This is a genomic window from Tessaracoccus luoxuelianae (assembly GCF_055326245.1).
On sequence record NZ_JBUZNO010000001.1, the window covers coordinates 132309 to 153224 of the forward strand.

Consider the following 20916-nt stretch of genomic DNA (forward strand, 5'->3'; position numbering starts at 1 on the left):
CTCCTCGGTGGGGCCATGGGAACGGGGCGGCACCGGATCACGATGCCACCCCGTCCTGCGTGTGGTCAGGCCTGGGCGTCGACCTGTGCCTGGATCTCGCCGAGAACCTCAGCCGGATCGCCGGTGCCCACCTTGTAGGCCGAGCCCTGGAGCGCGGTCTGGAGAGCATCCCACGTGGGGTTGCCGACAGGCAGGAACTGGACGATGGAGAGGGCCTCGAGGAACGCGGCGCCGATCTCGTCGGACTCCGCCTGCCCCTTCTCGATCATCGAGGTGGTCACAGGCAGCAGGCCTGTGCCCTTGTACCACCCCTCGTAGAGCTCGTCGGAGTACAACACGTCGAGGAAGGCCGCGGTGGCCGCCTTGCGGTCCTCGTCGCCGTTGTCGAAAGCGACGATGAAGTCGGTCACGCCGAGCGCCACGCCGTCGCCACCGTCCTTAGCCGGGATCGGGGCGAGGGCGACGTTGATGCCCTTGGCCTGCGCGTCGGAGACGATCGCCGAATGCGCCATCATCATGCCGAGCTTGCCGGCCTGGAACAGGTCGGCGACGTCGATCCGGTTGTCCTCGAGGTTGGCCTGGGTGTAGCCGGCCTCGAACATCTTCTTCATCTGGCCGAAGGCCTCGACGGCCTCAGGGGTGTCCGCCTTCAACGCGTCGCCGTCGGCCCAGTCGCCACCGGCGCCCCAGAGCCATAGCGAGGACTCCACCTGCGCCTCCTCGCGGCCCAGCGGCATTCCGTAGCCGCGGACGTCGCCGCCCAGCGCGACCAGCTTCGCCGACGCCTCTTCGAGCTCCGCCCATGTGGTGGGCGGCTCGGCGATGCCGGCAGCCTCGAACATGTCCACGTTGTAGGCCATCATGCGCGACGTCGCGATGTCTGGCGCAGCCCACTGGGTGCCGTCCGTGCCCACGCCGTTGGCGAGCAGGGAGGGCTCGATGGAGGCGAGGGTCTCAGCGGACATGACCTCATCGATGGGATAGAGGATCCCGGCCTCGGCCGACGCCGCGAACGCGTTGTCGTTGAGGATGTCGGGGTAGTCGTTGGCCTGGATGCGGGCGGACACCTTGTCGGAGAACCCGTCCCAGCCCTCGATCTGGAGCTCGACGGTGACGTCCGGGTAGGTCTCGTTGAACGCGGCGATGACTGCATCCCAGTCGGCCTTCGAGGTGTCCGAGTAGGACGGGGCCATGACCTTGATGGTGGTCTCCAACGAGCCGGCATCCACCGAGGTGGCGTCGCCTGTCGAGGAGGGGGTGGTGTCGCCGCCGCATGCCGCGAGGGTGACGGCGCTGACGATGGCCACCGCGCTGAACTTGAGGACACGCTTCTTCACGTGCGGTTCCTTCCTGTCTTTCGATCAACCAGGAATGGTTGTTGCCCGTGATACTAGGAGCCGCCCACGAGGGTGCGCGCGAATCGCCCGCGCCGTAATCAAATAGTTACCGTTAACATGCCAAACGCGCAGAAAGGCTGATCGCTGTGCTCAGAATCCGAGCCGGTTGAGGTGCTTCGAGTCGCGCTGCCACTCCTTGAGTACCTTGACGTGCAGATTCAGATGGACGCGCGTGCCGAGCAGAGCGTTGATCTGTTCGCGCGCCTGAGTTCCGATCTCGCGCAGGCGGGCGCCTTTGTGGCCGATGATGATGCCCTTCTGCGAGTCCCGCTCCACCACGATGGAGGCGAAGATGTCGGTCAGCGGCTTGTCCTCCGGCCTGTCGGGTCGGGGGAGGATCTCGTCGATGATCACCGCGATCGAGTGGGGCAGCTCATCGCGCACCCCTTCCAGCGCGGCCTCGCGGATGAACTCCGCGATGAGCGTCTCCTCGGGCTCGTCGGTGATCTCGCCGTCCGGGTAGTAGACCGGACCTTCGGGGAGCAGCGCCACGAGCGAGTCTCGGACGAGATCGATCTGATCGCCTTCGGTAGCCGAGCACGGGATTACCTCGGACCATTCGATCCCCAGCTCGGTGGCCACCTCACCGATGTCCACCAGGTGTGAGAGTTGCCGTTGCTTACTCACCAGGTCCGTCTTCGTGGCCAGAGCCACCAGGATGGGCCTGCGCGGGAGCTTGGCGATCTCACCGATGATGAACTTGTCGCCTGGCCCGATGCGCTGGTCGCACGGCAGGCAGACGCCCACCACGTCGACAGATCCCCACGTCTGGAAGACCAGGTCGTTGAGGCGCTGCCCCAACAGGGTGCGGGGGCGGTGCAGGCCAGGTGTGTCGATGACGATGAGCTGGCCGTCGTCCCGGGTCACGATCCCGCGCACTGCATGCCTGGTGGTCTGCGGCTTGCTCGAAGCGATGGCGATCTTCTGGCCGACGAGGGCGTTGGTCAGCGTCGACTTGCCGGCGTTGGGCCGGCCGACGAAGCAGGCGAATCCGGATCGGTAAACAGGCTCAGTCATCGTCGCCTTCCGGGGACTCAGTAGGGGTGAGGTCCGCCTCGGTGAGGCGTCGGGCAAGGACGGTGCCGATCTGGTGGCGCCGGCCGACGGCGCGGTCCGCGATCAGCTCGATGTCGCCGACCACCGTGCGGGCGCCGGGGATGGGCACCACATTGAGCTGCTTGGCCATGAGGCCGCCGACGGTCTCCACGTCATCGTCGTCGAGATCGACGCCGAAGAGGGCGCCCAGCTCGTCGACGGGAAGCCGCGACGAGATCCGGTAGCGTCCCTCCCCCAGGTCCGCGATGACCGGGGCATCCAGGTCGTATTCGTCGACGATCTCGCCGACGATCTCCTCGAGGATGTCCTCGATCGTGGCCAGCCCCGCGGTGCCGCCGAACTCATCGACGACCACCACCAGGTGAGAGTGACTGAGTTGCATGTCGCGCAACAGATTGCTGACTGGTTTTGAGTCAGGGCAGAAGGTGGCGGGCCGCATCAGCTCCGCGACCGTCTCCCGGCGCTCGGAGTCCGGGAAGTCGTAGACGCGCTTGGACACGTCCTTGAGATAGATGATGCCGAGGATGTCATCGAGGTCCGTGCCGACCACCGGGATCCGGGAGAACCCGGAGCGCAGCGCCAACGACAGCAGCTGGCGCAAGGTGGTGTCCTGCTTGACGAACACCACGTCCGTGCGCGGAACCATGACCTCCTTGACCAGCGTGTCGCCGAGCTCGAAGACGGAATGGATCATCTTCGACTCCCCCGCCTCGATGAGCTCCTGCTTCTCGGCGATGTCGACGAGGTCTCGCAGCTCGGCCTCCGTGGCGAACGGGCCGTCGGCGTAGCCGCGCCCGGGAGTGAGCGCGTTGCCGAGGAGGATCATCAACTGGGCGATCGGCCCGAAGAGCGAGGTGAGGCCCGAGACGAGGGGTCCGAACATCCGCATGGTTCGCTCGGGGTTCTGCCTGCCCAGGGTTCGTGGGGCCACGCCCCACAGGATGAACGACACAGCCAGCATCACGCCGATGGTGACCAGCGCGCGCTGCCAATCCATCTGGAACTGGGTGAACACCACGAGGCCTGCCAGGACGATCGAGGTGATCTCCAGCGTCATCCGGGTGAACATCACGGCGTTGATCGACGGCGCCGGATCCTGCGCGATCAGCTTGATCCGCTCGGCCCCACGCTCATCATGATCCGCCATCCGCTCGGCGCGGGCCTTGGTGGTGACACTCACCGCCGTCTCGACCGCGGCGAGGATGGAGGCGGCCAGAGCGCACGCGAGCGCGATGCCCAGTTCTATCCACTCGGACTGTGTCACGTGGGGTGTTCAACTCGCTCGGGTCGGGGATGCTGTGCGCCGCGAGTCTATCGCAGCCTGGACACGGTCACGAGGCGCCAAGCGGCCCCTGCGCCGAGCACCAGGAGTCCGCCGACGATCGACTGCCACGGCAGCGCCACCACCAGGATCAGGCACAGCACCGCGCCGAGGACCTGCCAGACCCGGGCATAGCGCCGCTCGGCCGGCGCCTGCGTGAAAGCGGCGGCGTTGGCGACGAAGTAGTAGAGCAGGACACCGAAGGATGAGAAGCCGATGGCTCCGCGCAGGTCTGCGACCAGCAGGATCGCGGTCAGCGCCGCGCCGATGGTCAGCTCGATCCTGTGCGGCACCAGGGTGCGGGGGTGCGTGTGGTCGAAGAACCGGGGCAGATCCCCCTCCCGCGACATCGCGAGCCACGTCCGCCCGATCCCCGACAACAGGCCCAGCAGCGCGCCGCCCACCGCCGCGACTGCGCCGACCTGCAGCGCAGCCAGCGCGACGGGGTGGCCGCCCACCAGCAGCGCCAGCGGTGCCGTGGACGCGGCGAGGGCCTCATCGCCCACGAGCAGCAGCAGGCTCACCCCGACGAGGGCGTAGAGCACGAGCACGATCAGCAGCGCCGTGACGATGGCCCGACCGATGGTGCGGCGTGGGTCGCGGACCTCTTCGCCCATGGTCGCCACCCGGGCGTAGCCGGCGAAGGCGAAGAACAGCAGGCCCGCGGATTGGAGGACGCCGTACCAGCCGGAGGCCCCACTTGGCAGGGTGACCAGGGCCCCGGTGGGGCCGGAGGATTCAGCCCACCCCAGGGCCAACGTCACGCTGAGCGAGAGGAGGGCGAGCCCGGCCAACACCAGTGCAGCCTTCGCCGTCCGGGTGACGCCGAGCAGGTTGACGCCCACCATCAGCCACACAGCTCCGATCGCCACCGGCACCCGCCACACGTCAGGGGCCAGGTAGGCGGCCATGGTCATCGCCATCGCCGCTACCGACGCCGTCTTGCCGACCACGAAGCTCCACCCGGCCAGGAAGCCGGGCCACTCCCCCAGCCGCTCACGCCCGTACAGGTAGGTGCCGCCGGCTGACGGGTACTGCGCAGCCAACTGAGCCGAGGACGTCGCGTTGAGCCACGCCACCACGGCCGCGAGCACAAGCCCGAGGAGCAGGGCGCCGCCTGCGGCGCGCGCCGCTGGAGCCCACACCGCGAAGACCCCCGCCCCCACCATGGATGCCACACCGATCGCGATGGCGTCGGTCAGGCCGAGGCTGCGCCTCAGCTGCGACCGCGGGCCTGATCCCACGCTGCGATGATCCTGTCGTTGAGTCCGAACATGAGGGCCTTCTCCTCCGGCTCGGCGTGGTCGTGGCCGAGCAGATGCAGCAGGCCGTGGATCAGCAGGTACTCGGCCTCACCGTCGACGCTGCGCCCGTTGTCCGGCGCCTGACGGGCCGTCACCTGGGGGCAGAGCACGATGTCGCCGAGCAGGCCCATCGGCGGCTCCTCGTCGTCCTCGGGTGCCCGCAGCTCGTCCATGGGGAAGCTCATCACATCGGTGGGGCCGGGCAGGTCCATGAACCGCTCGTGGTAGTCCGCCATGGTGGTCTCGTCGACGAGGAGGATCGACAACTCGGCCTGGGGGTGGATCCGCAGCTTGTCCAGCGCGAAGCGTGCCAGCTCGATGAGCCCCAGCTCATCGGCCTCGACGCCGGACTCGTTGTTGAGATCGATCACTTGGCACCCCGGTTCTCCGCGGACAGACTCTCGAACTGATCGTAGGCGGCCACGATCTTGCCCACCAGCTTGTGGCGCACGACGTCGCGGCTGGTCAGTGTGCAGAACTCGATGTCGTCGACGCCGTCGAGCACCTGCATCACCCCGCGCAGACCGCTCTTCACGCCCCCCGAGAGGTCGATCTGGGTGATGTCGCCCGTCACCACCACCTTGGACCCGAAGCCGAGCCTGGTGAGGAACATCTTCATCTGTTCCATGGACGTGTTCTGCGCCTCGTCAAGAATGATGAAGGCGTCGTTGAGGGTGCGGCCGCGCATGTAGGCGAGCGGCGCCACCTCGACGGTGCCCGAGGTGAGCAGCTTCGGCACCGAGTCGGCGTCGACCATGTCGTGAAGCGCGTCGTAGAGCGGCCGCAGATAGGGGTCGATCTTGTCGTTGAGGGTGCCGGGCAGGAATCCGAGGCGCTCCCCCGCCTCGATCGCCGGCCGGGTCAGGATGATCCGGCTCACTTCCTTGGCCTGCAGCGCCTGGACGGCCTTAGCCATGGCCAGGTACGTCTTCCCCGTGCCCGCGGGCCCGATACCGAAGACGACGGTGTGTCGGTCGATCGCGTCGACGTAGCGCTTCTGGTTGAGCGTCTTCGGCCGGACCGTCTTGCCTCGCGAGGACACGATGTTCTGGGTGAGGATCTCCGCGGCCAGCGCGTGGGGGTCGTCGGCCATCTGGATGACCCGCTCCACGGTCTCAGCGGTGAGTCCCTGCCCCGTGCGGAGAATGGTGACCAGTTCGGTGATCACCTCGGCGGCCTTGGCGACTTCGTTGGACGGGCCGGACAGGGTGATCTGAGTTCCGCGGACGTGCAGGTCCGCGTCGAGCTCGTCCTCGAGGATGCGGAGGAAGTCGTCGCGGGGGCCCAGTAGATTGACCAGGTCAATCGAGGGGGGAACCGACACGGTGCGGATGGCGTGCTGCTGGTCCAACGAGTGCGTGTTCAGGGCGTGATCCTTGTCTGACATGCGATCGGCGTGTCCCGCCGAACAGCCTTCAGTCTAGGGAACCACTGATCAATGCTGTTCTCGGTGAGGACGTGCCGGGCGGGATGAGATGGTGCCACTACAGCTGGTGCGTGTACTTGACGTCCATATCCAGATGGAGGGGTGCCAGATCGCCCGATCCGGTACACCGCAGCCAGGACGTGATTGCTCAGTGGTTTCCCTGGGCGCGCCGTCGGATAGTTCAGCGCTCCAGGAGCGAGAGGTCGTCCTCGTCCTCCGAGATGATGTGCATCGCCGCCTCCTCCGCGCTGGCGGCGCCGCCCCCGAATCCGACGTCCACGCCCAGCGTGTGCTCAGTACCGCCTCCGGCCTGTACCGCCATCAGGCGACCTGCCCGGGCTGCGCCAACCTCGCGGGGCTCGCGGGTGGGGTTCCAGTCGTCTTCGGCTGGGGCAGGCTCTGGCTCCTCCTGCTTCATCCGCATCTCGAGGGTCTCACCGCGGTGCATCTCCTCAGGTGTGTTCCCGAAGCCCTGCGCTGGAGACCACTTCTCCGGGGTGACGTAGCCCTCGTCCAGGACGTCCTCTACCCCGCGGTCAATCAACGAATCGGCGGGCTGCAACTGGTCGAGCTGCTCGGACTCGTCGGGCATGTACTCCATTGCAATGTCGTCCATAAATGAATCTTGCCACCCTGCGGGACCCCCCGCGGCGTAACGCGCAGGCTCCCGGGGAACTCGCCTGGACCTCGCTGAAGGCTCCAGAGCAACGGCACCAGCGGCGTATAATGCGGCGGTGCATCAGACCCAGGACGCCCCACCATCCGGAGCCGACGTGAGGTTCGCCGAGCGTCCTCGCGGGGTGTTTGACGTTGTCGTGGCCCTGTTTGTGGCGCTGCTGCTGATCAGCAACGTCTCGGCGGTCAAGCTGATCCAGTTCGGACCGGAGTGGACCCCGTTCGGGATCCCGGTGCTGCCCCTCATCACGGACGGCGGCGCGTTCCTCTTCCCCCTCACCTACGTCCTGGGCGACGTCCTCGCCGAGGTCTACGGCCTGAAGGGCGCCCGGCGGGCCATCGTCCTCGGTTTCGCGGTGTCGATACTGGCGTCGGTCACGTTCCTCGCGGTGGGCGCCGCACCCGCGGCCGCCGAGTGGCCCAACCAGGAGGCCTTCACCGCGGTGCTGGGGTTCGTGCCGCGCATCGTCGCGGCGAGCCTGCTGGGGTACCTGGCCGGCCAGTTCCTCAACGCCTGGGTCCTGGTGGCCATGAAGCGCCGCTCCCAGGACGGATCGTTGTGGGCCCGGCTGCTGGGCTCCACAGTGGTGGGAGAGGCGGCCGACACGGTCATCTTCTGCGTGGTCGCGTTCGCCGGGGTGGTGAGCGGCGCCACCCTGCTCAACTACATCGCGGTGGGCTACCTCTACAAGGTGCTGGTGGAGGCGCTCTTCCTGCCGGTGACCTACCGGGTGATAGCGATGGTGAAGAGGCGCGAGCCGAGCTACGGCCGATTGGCGTAGAACCGGCCCAGGCTCTCGTCCCGGAAGGCGTGAAAGTCCCCTGACTGCAGCGCCTCGCGCATCCGGTCCACCAGACGCACCGTGAATCTCTCGTTGTGGATCGTGGCCAGCGTGGCCGACAGCATCTCCTTGCCCTTGAACAGGTGATGCAGGTAGGCGCGGGTGTAGTGGGTGCAGGTGTAGCAGTCGCACCCGTCCTCCAGCGGTTCGAAGGATCGGCGATGCCGGGCGGTGTTGACGTTGTAGCGGCCATCGGCGGTGTAGATGGCGGCGTTGCGCGCGACACGTGAGGGGTTCACGCAGTCGAACGTGTCTGCGCCCCGCTCTACTGCGGCGAACAGGTCGTCGGGCTCGGAGATGCCCAGGAGGTGTCGAGGCTTGTCCTCCGGCAGCTCCTCCACCATCCATCCGATCGTGGTGCCCAGGTTCTCCTTCTCCAAGGCACCGCCCAGGCCGAAGCCGTCGAACGACTGCCCGTCCACGTCCAGCCCGGCGAGGTCGCGCGCGGCCCGGCGACGTAGATCCTCGTACTGCGCCCCCTGGATCACCCCGAAGAGGGCCTGGTACGGCCTGCCTTCGCGCTCGAGCGTGAGCCGCCGATGCTCCGCGAGGCAGCGCACTGCCCAGCTGTGCGTCCGCTCAACCGAGGACTCCTGGTAGGCGCGCGTGTTCATCAGCGTGGTCAGCTCGTCGAAGGCGAACATGACGTCCGCGCCGAGCTGGTGCTGAATGCGCATCGATGACTCCGGCGTGAACCGGTGCCGGGTGCCGTCGAGGTGGGACTTGAAGGTGACGCCGTCGTCGTCGACATGCGCCATCCGCGTCTTCCCCTCTGCGATGACGTCGTCGTCGGCCAGGCCGGTGGTGTCCATCGCCAGAACCTTCTTGAAGCCCGCCCCGAGGCTCATCACCTGGAACCCGCCAGAATCCGTGAAGGTGGGCCCGGGCCAGTTCATGAAGCGGCCCAGCCCGCCGGCCTCGTCGATGAGGTCCGAGCCCGGCTGCAGGTAGAGGTGGTAGGCGTTGGCCAGTACCGCCTGCGCGCCCAGGCCGGCCACCGCCTCCGGCAGCACGGACTTCACGGTGGCCTTGGTGCCTACCACTACGAAGGCCGGGGTCTGGATCTGCCCGTGTGGGGTGTGGATGACGCCCGTGCGACCCCCCGCATCCTCGAGCCGCTCGCCGACCTCGAATGAGAAGCTCACGGGCGCCTGGCCAGCACATCCAGCTGGCCGAGCGCCACGGCGGCCGCCGTCGAGGTCCTCAGGACGCCGTCGCTGATGGTGACCAGCTGCGCGCCGGCCGCCACGAACCGGTCGAGTTCCTCGGGCGCGATGCCGCCCTCGGGCCCGACGATCACCAGGCCGGTGCCCTCCTCGGGGAGTTCGACGTCTGCGATGTGCTGGGACGCGTCCTCCTGCAGGACCAGCGCCACGTCAACGCCGGCGATGGCGCCCACGACGTCCGCAGTGGACACCGCCAACACCTCGGGCACGAACATCCGCCGTGATTGCTTGGCCGCCTCGCGGGCCGTGGCTCGCCACTTGTCCAGCGACTTGTCCGCCCGATCGCCCTGCCAGCGCACGATGGAGCGGGCGGACTGCCACGCCAGGATCTCGCGGGCGCCCAGCTCCGTGGCCATCTGCACCGCGAGGTCGCTGCGGTCCCCCTTGGCCAGTGCCTGCACCACGCCCCAGACGAGCGACGGCGAGGGGGCCGCGATGACCTCGAGGATCCTGGCCACCAGTTGGCGCCGGTCCGCCTCGATCACCTCGGCCCGAACCCCGATCCCGCGGCCGTCGGACAGCAGGACGTTCTCCCCCACCGCGACGCGCTTGACCGCGACGGCGTGGTGAGCCTCATCCCCCGTCACGACGACCAGCTCACCTGGTGACAGGTCGCCCGTGAACTCGGCGAGGAAGAGGGGGTCGGTCACGAGAACCACTCGGAGAGCTTGCCGAACACTCCCTTGTGCCCCTTCGCCGCGATGGCCTCCGGGACCGATTCGTCGCGCTCCTCAGCGAGGAGGCGCAGCAGCTCGCGCTGCCGGTCATCGAGCTTGGTGGGGGTCTGGACCAGCAGTGTGACGCCCAGGTCCCCGCGGCCGCCGCCGCGCAGTCTCGGAACCCCGCGCCCCTTGATCCCGATCCGGGTGCCCGCCTGCGTCCCGGCCGGGACCTCGGCGGACACGGTGCGGTCCTCTACCGCGGACTGGTCCCAGTCGGCCTCGAGAGTCGCGACGTCCACCGTGGTCCCCAGCGCGGCCGCGGTCATCGGGAGCCTGACCACCACCTCCAGGTTGTCGCCCTCGCGGCGGAACGTCTCGTGGGGCAGCACGGACAGCTCCACGTAGAGGTCTCCGGCAGGTCCGCCGCCCGGGCCCACCTCGCCCTGCCCCTCCAGGTGGATGCGGATGCCCGTGGACACGCCGGCGGGAATCCGGACCTGCAGCGTCCGCGTGGTGCGCACCCGTCCCTCGCCGGAGCACTCACCGCACGGACGCGGGATGACCGTGCCGTATCCGCGGCAGGTGGGGCAGGCCTGGGCGGTGCGGATGTCGCCGAGGAAGCTGCGCTGGATCTGGCTGACCTCGCCCGCGCCGTCGCACGTGGTGCAGGTCACCGGCTCCGAGCCGGGCTCGCCGCCCGCGCCGCTGCACTTGGGGCACACCACGGCGGTGTCCACCTTGAGAGGCTTCGTCACGCCGAAGACCGCCTCGTGCAGTTGGAGGGAAACCCTCACCAGCGCGTCCTGGCCTTGACGGACGCGGGATCGGGGGCCACGCCCTCCTGCCGCGCCGAACATGGCGTCGACCAGATTGGAGAAGTCGAACCCCCCGGCGAACCCACCGCCGAAGCCGGAGAAGCCGGCGCCCTGGCTCATGGGGTCGCCGCCCCGGTCGAACACGGCGCGCTTGTTGGGGTCGCTCAGGACCTCGTAGGCCTCGTTGAGTTCCTTGAATTTCTCGGCGGCGCCCTCTTCCTGGGCGACGTCGGGGTGCACCTTCATGGCGCGGCGGCGGTAGGCCTTCTTGATGGCCTCGGGGGTTGCGTCCCGCTCGACGCCAAGGATGTCGTAGTAGTCCTTGCTCATATCTTCTTGCTTCAGCCTTCGGGTGGGGGATCTAGCCTTCGTTGAGGAATCTGCTCACGTACCGCGACACTGCTCGCACCGCGGAGATGTGGGACGCGTAGTCCATGCGGGTGGGTCCGACGACGCCGAGGCTGGCAGTGCGCTCCACACCGTAGCCGGACGCGATGAGGCTGCTGCCCCGGAATCCCTCGGCGGTGTTCTCTTCGCCGATGCGCACCGTCACGTCGTCGCCCGCCGCCTCGCCCAGGAGCCGCATGAGGACCACCTGCTCCTCCAGCGCCTCCAGCAGTGGGCGCAGGTTGGTCTCGAACGCCTGGCTGGAGGCGAGGTTGGGCAGTCCGGCCACCACGACGTGCGCGGCCGGCTCGGCGGCGATGGCCTCCAGGACCGCCGCGACCACCGGTCCCGCGAACGGCCGGTCATCGGGCGCGACACCCTCCAGCATGGAGGCCAGGGCCCCGGCGGCATCCGCGGGAGACCGTCCGACGATTGCCTCGGCGATCCGGTTCCGCAACGCCTGCAGCCGGCCCTCGTCCGTGAGTGGAGTCTCCAACATGGTCTGATCCACGCGGCCCGAGGACTGGACCACGATGACCATCAGGCGCTCGGGTGTCAGGAGCAGCAGCTCGACGTGGCGCACCTGGGTGCGCTGGGCCACCGGATACTGCACGATGGCCACCTGGCGGGTCAGCTGGGCCAGGAGCCGGACGGTGCGCATGACCAGATCGTCGACGTCGGCTGTGCCGTTGAGGTAGGTGGTGATGGCGCTGCGCTCAGCGGGCGACAGCGGCTTGATGTGGGCGAGCCTGTCCACGAAGAGCCGATAGCCCTTGTCGGTGGGGATGCGGCCGGCGCTGGTGTGGGGCTGCATGATGTAGCCCTCCTCCTCCAGCACGGCCATGTCGTTGCGGACCGTGGCGGCGGAGACGTCCAGCTTGTGGCGTTCAACCAGCGCCTTGGAGCCGACCGGCTCGCGGCTGGCCACATAGTCGGTCACGATGGCCTTCAACACGTCCAGTTTGCGGTCGTCGAGCATGTCACCTCCCAGCTGGCACTCATAGACGGCGAGTGCCAGTGTAGCTGCATCTATGCTGGCTGCCATGACGCTGATCTGGACCCCCGTGACTCCCCGCGTGTACGTGACCACGCTCGATCAGCACCGGGTCAACGTGGGACTCATCGTCGGTGATGACGCGGCACTCCTCATCGATGCCGGTAACACAGCCGCCGAGGGCGCCGAGCTGCTGGCCTCGGCCACCGCGCTGGCGGGTGTCCCGGTGACGCATGTGGCGCTGACGCACGGCCACCACGATCACGTCGGCGGCCTCCCAGGAATGTCGGGTGTCCAGGTGGTCGCGCACGAGGACCTGGACGACCCCGGGGTGACACGGAGGTTCTCGATGGCCCTGGCGCTGCACCTCGGCGGACAACGGGTGGAGCTGCTGCACTTCGGCGAGGCGCACACCCGCGCGGACATCGTGGCGTTCGTCCCGGAGGCGAACGTGGTGTTCGTCGGGGATCTCCTGGAGGAGGGCGCGGACCCGCAGATCGACGAGTCCACCTCGCTTGCCAACTGGCCCACCGTCCTCGACGGCGTACTCGGCGCCAGCAGCTCCCTCACCAGGTTCGTTCCCGGCCACGGGGCGGTGGTGGACCGTGAGTTCGCGTTCGTGCAGAGGGCGGAGATCGCGATGCTCTACAGCTCGTGCGAGATGCTCATCCAGCAGGGTGTGCGGGCGGAGGAGGCGGCCACCGCCGTCGAGTGGCCCTTCGGCCCGGAGACTCTTGCCCTCGCCCTGCCCAAGGCCTACGCCGAGTTGGCGGCCAAGGGTGTGGAGCCGAAACGGCAGCTGCCCATCCTCAACCTGTGATCTGATCCTGTGGTCAGCTCTGGTGAACGGGCCACGTCTCCAGAGCGGTCTGCCAGGTGTCGGCATCCCGCGCCACGATCAGCCCCCCGCTCCGTGTCTGGAGGCCGTAGTCCACGCCGTCGACCGTTCTGCTCACGCCCCCGGACTCGGTGACCATGAGCGACCCCGCGAGATGGTCCCACGGGTGCAGGGTGGAGTACACGAGGAAGTCCACGTCACCATGCAGCACCATCGGGTAGTCGAATGCGCAACACCAGGCGCTCCGGGTGACGGGGCTGAGGCGTCCAGCTGCCGTGAACCCGTGCAGAGCACGTTTGGCCGTCGCCCCTAGTGGGAGGCGCCCGTTGGGGGTCCGCGCGATGGGGGCGCCGTTGAGCGCGGCGCCTGCGCCGTGCTCGGCCACGTAGGCGCGGCCGGTCTGCGGCTGATAGATCCAGCCACGGGTGGTGACCCCGTTGCGCACCTCCGCCAGCATCACGCCGTACTCGTCGCGTCCTGAGACGAAGTTGCGCGTGCCGTCGATGGGATCGATGAGGAACGCGTGCTCTGCCCCGTGGACACCGTCGAGCAGGCTCGGGTCGGCGAACACGCCCTCCTCTCCGACGATGACTGCCGATGGGTAGACGCCACGGAGGAGCCCACTCAGATACACCTCAGCTTCGCGGTCCGCCACGGTGACGAAGTCTCCGGGATTTTTCTCCTCGACGTCACCGGCGGCCAGCTGCCGGAAGCGCGGAACCACCACCTCTGAGGCCGTTTCCTTCAGCAGGTCCAGGATGCCTTGGGTGTCCATGCGACTCACCCTATCGGCGTGTGGGCGATCACTCGTCTTCGAGATGGTCCTGGGTGACGAAGTCGATGAGAGTCTCCACCTTGGTGAGCAGCTGGGGCTCCAGGTCGCGCCAGGAGGCCACGCGCGCGAGGATGGCCTGCCAGCCGCGCGACACGTCGGCCTGATCCTCGTGTGGCAGCCCCATCGCCTTCAGGGTGCCCTTCTTGAAGTCCACATCCCTGGGCACCTGGGGCCAGGACTTCAACCCGACGCGCTGGGGCCGGACCGCCTGCCAGATGTCGATGAACTCGTGCCCCTCGACCAGCACCGTGTCGCGGTAGCCGGCCGTGTAGACCTGCTTCGCGATCCGGGATTCCTTGCTGCCCGACACGAGATGGTCGACGAGGATGCCGAGCCGCCGCCCCGGCTCGGGAGCGAATTCAGCAACAATCCCGGGGAGATCGTCGATGCCCCCCAGGAACTCGACGACGACGCCGACGTGACGCAGGTCCTCGCCCCACACCTTCTCGATCAGCTCCGCGTCGTGGCGACCCTCGACGTAGATGCGGCTGGGCAGCGCCACCTTCGCCTTCACCGGTTCGGCGGAGGCTCGCGAGCCCGAGGCCGTGTACCTGGGCTTCGACGGACCGCCCCGAAGCCGGGGCTTGAGCGCGACGGGTTGGCCCTCGAGCAGGAACCCCGGGCCGAACGGTGCCGAGCGTCGCTTACCCTTCCGGTCCTCCAGCACCACCAGGCCGTTCTCCCAGCCGACGACGGCGCCGCAGAAGTCGTCGAACTCGACCACCTGGTCGAGCTCGACGGCCACGTCGCGGGTCTGCTTCAGGTGGGCCTTCTGCCATCCGGGGGTGAGCACGTCCTTCGAGTATCTGTCCACGGGGCGCGAGGCTATCAGCGCAACTCCGCCTTCTTGGCGAACGACACCGACCCCCACACGATGGCCGCGAACGCCACCGCGAAGATGCCGAGGAACACCCCGACCGGCACGATGTTATTCGAGTCCATGGTGAGGATGTCCGGCAGCACGTCGGTCCGGACGCGCAGGGCACCGTCGAGGTAGGTCACCTGCAGCGGGATGAACGCGCCGAGCAGGCCCGCCAGCTGGCAGGCGACGTAGAAGAGGAACCACACCAGCACCGGGCCGCCGAGCCCCAGCTTGTTGCTCCACGACTCGCTGCCCACCGAGGCGGCGAAGAAGTACGACGCCAACCACTGCAGCGGGAGCAGCATCAGCAGAGCGACGACTAGGACGACGGCCCACCCGGGGGTGCCGGTGATGACGTCCCACCCCCTGGCGAGGGAGCGGTTGAGATCGGCCACCGTGCTGCCTCCGGTCACCGCAAAGCTGATGGCGCAGATGTACAGGAGGCCCAGACCCACCAGGACGGAGAGCAGGCTCAGCGCGTAGGCGTGGGCCAGCTTGACCCAGTAGATCGTGGTGCCCTTCACCGGGAGTGCGCGCGTGAGGTAGCCGGTCTTCGAGTAGGAGGAGCGGTAGAACTCGATCCCGAGCGAGATCGGCACCAGGGCAGGCACGGCCACCGCGCCGACGGCGCTGAGCACGGCGAAGAGGATGTTGAGCGGGGCGGGGAGGACGACGGCCAGCAGCGTGGAGAGGCCCGTGATGGCCAGGCCGGCCAGGACGATGAGGCAGAACCAGCGCAGCGTGCGGCGGGCCTCGTGCTTGAAGAGTGTGGCGATCATGAGCGGTAGACCTCCCGGAACAGCTGGTCGATGGACTGGTTGCGCTCGGCCCTGAGGTCGTCGACGTCTCCCGTGAGCAGGATCTTGCCGTGGCGCATGAGCGCGACGGCGTCGAGGACGGGCTCGAGGTCGTGGATGAGGTGGGTGGAGATGACCACCAGCGCGTCCTCGGGGAGGTCGCGCACGATGGCCTCGAGCAGCACGTCGCGGGCGGCGGGGTCGACGCCGGAGATGGGCTCGTCGAGCAGGAACACCTTCGCGTCGCGCGACATGGCCAGGGCGATCTGCACCTTCTCGCGCATGCCCTTGGAGAGGGTGTTCAGCTTGCGGGCGGGGTCGAGGCGGAAGAACTCCAGCAGGCTTCGGCACTTGGCCGCGTTGAAGTCGGCGAAGAAGTCGCCGAAGATGCCGATGCAGGCCTCGATGGTGTCGCCGTCGGCGAGGAAGCTCGAGTCGGGCAGGAAGCTGAGCATCGACTTCGTCTCGGGGCCGATGGGCCTGCCGTGCACGAGCACCTCGCCTTCATACTGGGTGAGGGCGCCGGCGAGGATCTTCAGCAGCGTGGTCTTCCCGCTTCCGTTCTCGCCGAGCAGGCCGACGATCTGGCCGCCGCCGAGCGTGAGCGACAGGTCGTTGAGCGCGGGCATCGGCCCGAACTTCTTGGTCAGGTGGGCGATGTGGATCGCCGGTGCGGTCATGATTGGGTTCCTTCCTGGCTGGCCGACCAGCGTCGGCCGAGGAGAGTGCGGGCGTCGTCGAGGCTCATGCCCAGACCCTGCGCCCGCCTTGCGTAGTCGGTGGCGGCGTCGGCGGCCAGGGCCAGCCGCGCCTCGGTGATCAACCCCGCGTCGTCGGTGACGAACCGGCCGGCGGTTCGCTCCGGGTGGCTGAGGCCGAGGCGGTCGAGTTCGGCCAGGGCCCGTTGGACGGTGTTGGGGTTGACCTTGAGCTCGCCCGCCAGGTCCCGGACGCCGGGGATGCGCTGCCCCGCCCTCCACTCGCCGACGACGATGCGGCGGGTGAACTCGGCCTGCAGCTGGATCCAGATCGGGCTGCTGGTGTCGAAGTCCATGTCCACCTCCTCATGTGTCGTTGTATTAGTTGCTTAATACACTAACACAAGGAGGGGCCTGGGAGAAGTGCACGGTGGCGGATCAGTGGCCGCGTCGCTCGTGGAAGGCGATGTCGCGGCCGAAGGAGAAGACGAGCAGGGCAAGCGCCACCGCGATCACGGCTTGTCCCACCCAGAGCGGTAGGAACGGCGCCAGAGCCGTCACCAGCGCCACGGCCTGAAGCGCGGCGATGATCCGTCGCGACTGACGGAAGGGCAGCGGCAGGAGCCAGGCCGGACGGATGAGCCCGCCGAGCCAGAACAGGTAGCGGGCCAATCCGATGCCCAGGGCCCAGGGCGCCCAGGGGAACACCGCGATGCTGAGGACCAGCAGCACGGCCGAGTCCGCCTCCGTGTCCCACCGAGAGCCGCGCGCGGTGACAGTGCCGGTCCGGCGGGCGACTGGTCCGTCCACGGCGTCGAGCACGACGGTGGGTAGGGCAAGCAGGAACAGCGCCCAGCCACGGTCCGGGAGCAGGCCGAGGTGGGTGAGCACCACCAGGACGGCGCAGCCGACGCCGAGGGCGGCACGCGTCAGCGTGACCTTGTCGGCCGGTGTCAGGCGCAGCCCCGCCCGCTCAGCCACGGGCGTCGGCGTGCTCATCGCCCGAGCGTAGCGTTGCGGAAGCCGGTGTGAGCCAACCTCAGTCGAGCAGGCCGAGGATCACGCCGTCGGCCAGCAGGCGGCCGGGTCGGGTCAGACGCAGCCGCAGGCCGTCGCGGGTGGCCAGCCCCTGCGCCACCACGCCGTCGACCCTCGCCAACTCCGACGGCGTCAGCACCCCGAGCGGCAGGCCGTCGGCCAGGCGGAGCTCCAGGAGGACTCGCTCGATCCGCCGGTCGTCGTCGCTCAGGACCTCGCGCGCCAGGGCCGGAGATTCCCCCGCCGCCAGCGAGGCGGCATAGCTGCGCGGATGCTTCCGGTTCCAGAACCGCACCCCGCCGATGTGGGAGTGCGCGCCGGGCCCGATGCCCCACCAGTCCGCGCCCCGCCAGTAGGCCAGATTGTGCCGGCACTCACCGCCCGCCCTGGCCCAATTGCTCACCTCGTAGTTCGCGAAGCCGAGCGCACCCAGGGTCTCGTCGGCCACCAGGTACTTGTCGGCCAGGTCGTCGTCATCGGGCATCGCCACCTGCCCGCGCTTGACCTGCATCCCCAATCGGGTGCCCTCCTCGACGATGAGCGAGTAGGCGCTGACGTGGTCGACGGGGGTGGACGTCACCGCGTCGAGGCTCGCCCGCCAGTCGTCCATCGACTCGCCGGGGGTGCCGTAGATGAGGTCGAGCGAGACGTGCTCGAAGCCCTCCTCGCTCGCCCAGCGCGCAGCGTCGAGTCCGCGGCGGGGGGTGTGCACGCGCTCCAGCACCCGCAGCACGTGCGGCACCACCGACTGCAGGCCCAGCGAGAGCCGCGTGAACCCGCCCCCGCGGAGCGCCGCCAGGTACTCCGGGGTCAACGTGTCGGGGTTGCCCTCCGTGGTCACCTCGGCGTCGGGCGCGAGCTCGAAGCGCTCCCCGATCGCCCGGAGCAGCCCGATCAACTGCTCGGCGGGCAGCATCGTCGGGGTGCCGCCGCCGAAGAACACCGTCTCCACCCGGCGCGGCCCGAGCACGCGGGCGGCGAGATCGAGCTCGGCGACGGCGGCCCCCAGGTAGGTGTCCGGCGACAGGTCGCCCAGCTCGCTCGGGGTGTAGGTGTTGAAATCACAGTATCCGCAGCGGGTGCGGCAGAACGGCACGTGCACGTACAGCGAGAAGGGCACATCGCCTGCCAGCGCGGCCTCGGGGAGGGAACCGTCGACCGGGGCCGGGTCGCCGTCTGGGAGCTGTGCCATACCGGCAACCATAATGGGCCCCATGACTTCGACGGATCCAACGCTTCGCCAGGCCACCCCGGACGACTACCGCGGGGCGCATTCGACGCCCCGTGAGGGCTCGACGATCACCGGTGACCGCTATCGGATCACGGTGCTCACCGACGGGCTGCTCCGATTCGAGTGGTCGACCTCCGGCGAGTTCGAGGACCGCCCGACCACGCTGGCGATCTTCCGCGATCAGCCCACGCCAGAGTTCGAGGTGGTGCGCACAGAGCGGGGCCTGCGCATCCAGACGTCTCGTTTCGACCTCAGCTACGACGAACAGGCACCCACCGCCGCCGGGCTGCAGGTGCAGGTGCGCGGCAAGGTGACCGCCCACCAGTCGGTCTGGCGCTACGGCGACCAGTCGACGCTGCCCGCGTGGCACCAGCAACCCGACTTCCAGCAGCGCGTGCCCGCGCGCGGCAACCTCGGCGGCACCGCCCGCACGTTGGACGAGGCCAACGGGCCCGTGCCGCTCGAGCCGGGCGTGCTGTCGGAGCGCGGGTTCGCCGTCGTGGACGACTCCGAGTCGATGCTCTTCACCGCCGACGGCTGGGTCGAGGCCCGCGAGCGGCGCGGCCGGGCGGAGTATGAGGACCTCTACGTCTTCGCGTTCGGGCACGACTTCGCCGCCGCCCTCGCCGACTTCCACCGCCTCTCCGGCACCCAGCCGGTGCTGCCGCGCTGGGCGCTCGGCAACTGGTGGAGCCGCTACCACCGCTACACCGCCGACTCCTACCTCGAGCTGATGGACCGGTTCGAGGCCGAACGGATCCCGTTCAGCGTCGCCGTCTTGGACATGGACTGGCACCTGACCGACGTCGACCCACGCTTCGGCGCCGGCTGGACCGGGTACACCTGGAACCGCGAGCTGTTCCCCGACCCCGAGTCCTTCCTCGCAGAGCTCCACCGCCGCGGCATGCGCACCACCCTCAACGTGCACCCCGCCGACGGCATCCAGCCGCACGAGGACGCCTACCCGGCCATGGCCGAGGCGATGGGCATCGACCCGTCCACCGAGCTCTCGGTGCGCTTCGACGCCGCAGACCGCACGTTCATGGAGAAGTACTTCTCGCTCGTCCACCACCCCCTGGAGGACGAGGGCGTCGACTTCTGGTGGCTCGACTGGCAGTCGGGCCCCCACTCACGGGTGCCGGGCATCGACCCGCTGTGGGTGCTCAACCACACCCACTTCCTCGACAACGCCCGCGGCGGCCGCACCCCGCTCACCTTCTCCCGCTACGCCGGGCCCGGCTCGCACCGCTACCCGGTGGGGTTCTCCGGCGACACGCACATCACGTGGGAGTCGCTGCAGTTCCAGCCCTACTTCACCGCCACCGCCGCCAACATCGGCTACGGATGGTGGAGCCACGACGTGGGCGGCCACATGTTCGGCTACCGCGACGACGAGCTGATGGCGCGGTGGACCCAACTGGGCACCTTCTCCCCCATCCTCCGCCTCCACTCCTCCAACTCGCCCTACGCGGGCAAGGAGCCGTGGCTCTACGCGGAGCCGCACCGGACCGCCATCGCCGAGGCACTCCGGCTGCGCAACCGCCTGGTGCCCTACCTGCACACCATGAACCGCACCCAGAGCCAGGCCGGGGCCTCGCTCGTGCGCCCGCTGTACCACGTGCACGGGCAGATCGAGGCGCGCCAGTTCCCCAACGTCTTCTATGTCGGCACCGAGCTCCTGGTGGCCCCGATCACCGAGCCCGCTGATCGCGAGACGCGGATGGGGGCTGCCGCCGCGTGGCTGCCCCCGGGCCTGTGGCTCGACCTGCAGACGGGCTACCGCTACGACGGCGACCGCCGGATCCAGCTCCACCGCGACGCCACCGGCATCCCGGCGCTCCTCCGCGCAGGGGGCATCGTGCCGATGGCCACCGACGACCTGCAACCCGCCGAGGCCAACCCGGAGGCGCTCACCGTCGTCGTGGCGGCCGGCGCGGACGGCAGCTTCGAGTTGATCGAGGACGACGGCGCCGGCGCCCTGGCGACGACGCGGATCTCCATCGGGGATGGCGAGCTGCGCGTCGAGCCGGCCGAAGGCGCCGTCGACGCGCTCCCCGCCACCCGCGACTGGACGTTGATCCTGCTCGGCTTCGACGACGTGCACGAGCCACATCTCGACGGCGCCGGCCAGGTGACCGAAGCCGCACGGCTCGACGGCGCGCGCCAGCTCCTGCGCGTCGCGGGCGTGCCGCGGGAGGCGGGCTTCGCCGTGCGCGCCGAGGGCCTGCGCGGCCTGGGCTCCAACCCGGTGCTGGAGCGCGTGGAGTCGTTCCTCCAGCAGTCGCAGATCGGCTTCTCCCTCAAGGAGGCCATCGCCTCGCGGGTGCGGGAGGGCGGCATCGCCACGCTGTCTGAGCTTCCGGCGCTCCGCGTGAACTCCCCCTCCGGCCTCGAGGAGCCCCACGCCCGCGCCTCGGCCCCCGTGATCGGCGCCCTCACCGAGCTCCTCCTGGCCAGCCGCGACTGATCCCGGCGCATCCACCCCGCCCTCAGTGTCCCCCCGGGGCTGCGC

At 68.9% G+C, this 20916-nt stretch carries 21 protein-coding genes; 3 read left to right on the forward strand and 18 right to left on the reverse strand.

Features of this window, described 5'->3' with window-relative positions:
• Positions 1–65 precede the first annotated feature (65 nt).
• The 7 genes from ACZK39_RS00600 to ACZK39_RS00630 all read right to left on the reverse strand — a co-directional run bounded on the left by ACZK39_RS00600 (position 66) and on the right by ACZK39_RS00630 (position 7120).
• The gene (locus tag ACZK39_RS00600; RefSeq protein WP_463612219.1) at positions 66–1337 is read right to left on the reverse strand and encodes an extracellular solute-binding protein; all 1272 of its coding nucleotides are present in this window, start codon (positions 1335–1337) and stop codon (positions 66–68) included.
• A 150-nt stretch (positions 1338–1487) separates the two neighbouring features.
• A complete protein-coding gene (era, locus tag ACZK39_RS00605; protein WP_182799667.1) occupies positions 1488–2414 on the reverse strand; it encodes a GTPase Era in 927 nt (308 codons plus the stop codon).
• A complete protein-coding gene (locus ACZK39_RS00610) occupies positions 2407–3717 on the reverse strand; it encodes a hemolysin family protein (protein WP_463612220.1) in 1311 nt (436 codons plus the stop codon). The genes era and ACZK39_RS00610 overlap by 8 nt, the downstream gene beginning before the upstream one ends.
• 47 nt (positions 3718–3764) lie before the next feature.
• A complete protein-coding gene (locus ACZK39_RS00615; RefSeq protein WP_370586092.1) occupies positions 3765–5018 on the reverse strand; it encodes an APC family permease in 1254 nt (417 codons plus the stop codon).
• On the reverse strand, positions 4991–5449 hold the full coding sequence (gene ybeY / locus ACZK39_RS00620) for an rRNA maturation RNase YbeY (RefSeq protein ID WP_182782939.1): 459 nt from the start codon (positions 5447–5449) through the stop codon (positions 4991–4993). Before ybeY ends, ACZK39_RS00615 begins: the two co-directional genes overlap by 28 nt.
• Positions 5446–6465 (reverse strand): PhoH family protein, encoded by a 1020-nt coding sequence (locus ACZK39_RS00625; RefSeq protein ID WP_182782940.1) that lies wholly within the window; start codon positions 6463–6465, stop codon positions 5446–5448. Before ACZK39_RS00625 ends, ybeY begins: the two co-directional genes overlap by 4 nt.
• 220 nt (positions 6466–6685) lie before the next feature.
• On the reverse strand, positions 6686–7120 hold the full coding sequence (locus tag ACZK39_RS00630; protein WP_182799665.1) for a DUF5709 domain-containing protein: 435 nt from the start codon (positions 7118–7120) through the stop codon (positions 6686–6688).
• 118 nt (positions 7121–7238) lie between these two features.
• Here ACZK39_RS00630 and ACZK39_RS00635 point away from each other — a divergent pair, with 118 nt between their 5' ends.
• Positions 7239–7961 (forward strand): queuosine precursor transporter, encoded by a 723-nt coding sequence (locus ACZK39_RS00635; protein WP_463612221.1) that lies wholly within the window; start codon positions 7239–7241, stop codon positions 7959–7961.
• Here the strand turns inward: ACZK39_RS00635 and tgt are convergent.
• The 4 genes from tgt to hrcA are packed head-to-tail and all read right to left on the reverse strand — an operon-like array spanning position 7943 to position 12090.
• On the reverse strand, positions 7943–9166 hold the full coding sequence (gene tgt, locus ACZK39_RS00640) for a tRNA guanosine(34) transglycosylase Tgt (RefSeq protein WP_182799664.1): 1224 nt from the start codon (positions 9164–9166) through the stop codon (positions 7943–7945). The two genes, ACZK39_RS00635 and tgt, sit on opposite strands and share 19 nt — an antisense overlap.
• The gene (locus ACZK39_RS00645; protein ID WP_182782943.1) at positions 9163–9897 is read right to left on the reverse strand and encodes a 16S rRNA (uracil(1498)-N(3))-methyltransferase; all 735 of its coding nucleotides are present in this window, start codon (positions 9895–9897) and stop codon (positions 9163–9165) included. The genes tgt and ACZK39_RS00645 overlap by 4 nt, the downstream gene beginning before the upstream one ends.
• Positions 9894–11054 carry a molecular chaperone DnaJ gene (dnaJ, locus tag ACZK39_RS00650; RefSeq protein WP_463612222.1) on the reverse strand — a complete coding sequence of 387 codons (1161 nt, stop codon included), beginning with the start codon at positions 11052–11054 and terminating at the stop codon, positions 9894–9896. The genes ACZK39_RS00645 and dnaJ overlap by 4 nt, the downstream gene beginning before the upstream one ends.
• A 31-nt stretch (positions 11055–11085) precedes the next feature.
• Positions 11086–12090: a heat-inducible transcriptional repressor HrcA gene (gene hrcA / locus ACZK39_RS00655; protein ID WP_463612223.1), complete on the reverse strand. Its 1005-nt coding sequence runs from the start codon at positions 12088–12090 to the stop codon at positions 11086–11088.
• Between the two features lie 64 nt (positions 12091–12154).
• On the opposite strand from hrcA, the gene ACZK39_RS00660 reads away from it, so the two are divergent.
• Entirely contained in the window at positions 12155–12925 is a 771-nt protein-coding gene (locus tag ACZK39_RS00660) for an MBL fold metallo-hydrolase (protein WP_182782946.1), read from the forward strand.
• 13 nt (positions 12926–12938) lie between these two features.
• On the opposite strand, the gene ACZK39_RS00665 is transcribed toward ACZK39_RS00660, so the two are convergent.
• The 7 genes from ACZK39_RS00665 to hemW form a co-directional block, all read right to left on the reverse strand.
• Positions 12939–13718 carry an inositol monophosphatase family protein gene (locus ACZK39_RS00665; protein ID WP_182782947.1) on the reverse strand — a complete coding sequence of 260 codons (780 nt, stop codon included), beginning with the start codon at positions 13716–13718 and terminating at the stop codon, positions 12939–12941.
• 28 nt (positions 13719–13746) lie between these two features.
• On the reverse strand, positions 13747–14592 hold the full coding sequence (locus ACZK39_RS00670; RefSeq protein ID WP_182782948.1) for a DUF3097 domain-containing protein: 846 nt from the start codon (positions 14590–14592) through the stop codon (positions 13747–13749).
• A gap of 14 nt (positions 14593–14606) precedes the next feature.
• On the reverse strand, positions 14607–15419 hold the full coding sequence (locus ACZK39_RS00675) for a hypothetical protein (RefSeq protein ID WP_182782949.1): 813 nt from the start codon (positions 15417–15419) through the stop codon (positions 14607–14609).
• Complete coding sequence (locus ACZK39_RS00680; protein WP_463612224.1) at positions 15416–16117, reverse strand: ABC transporter ATP-binding protein; 702 nt, start codon at positions 16115–16117, stop codon at positions 15416–15418. Before ACZK39_RS00680 ends, ACZK39_RS00675 begins: the two co-directional genes overlap by 4 nt.
• Positions 16114–16491 (reverse strand): GntR family transcriptional regulator, encoded by a 378-nt coding sequence (locus ACZK39_RS00685; RefSeq protein WP_182782951.1) that lies wholly within the window; start codon positions 16489–16491, stop codon positions 16114–16116. Before ACZK39_RS00685 ends, ACZK39_RS00680 begins: the two co-directional genes overlap by 4 nt.
• Before the next feature lie 82 nt (positions 16492–16573).
• Positions 16574–17134 (reverse strand): CDP-alcohol phosphatidyltransferase family protein, encoded by a 561-nt coding sequence (locus ACZK39_RS00690; protein ID WP_182782952.1) that lies wholly within the window; start codon positions 17132–17134, stop codon positions 16574–16576.
• A 40-nt stretch (positions 17135–17174) separates the two neighbouring features.
• Entirely contained in the window at positions 17175–18365 is a 1191-nt protein-coding gene (gene hemW, locus ACZK39_RS00695; RefSeq protein ID WP_182782953.1) for a radical SAM family heme chaperone HemW, read from the reverse strand.
• A gap of 22 nt (positions 18366–18387) precedes the next feature.
• On the opposite strand from hemW, the gene ACZK39_RS00700 reads away from it, so the two are divergent.
• Positions 18388–20871 carry a glycoside hydrolase family 31 protein gene (locus ACZK39_RS00700; protein WP_463612225.1) on the forward strand — a complete coding sequence of 828 codons (2484 nt, stop codon included), beginning with the start codon at positions 18388–18390 and terminating at the stop codon, positions 20869–20871.
• The last annotated feature ends 45 nt before the right edge of the window (positions 20872–20916 follow it).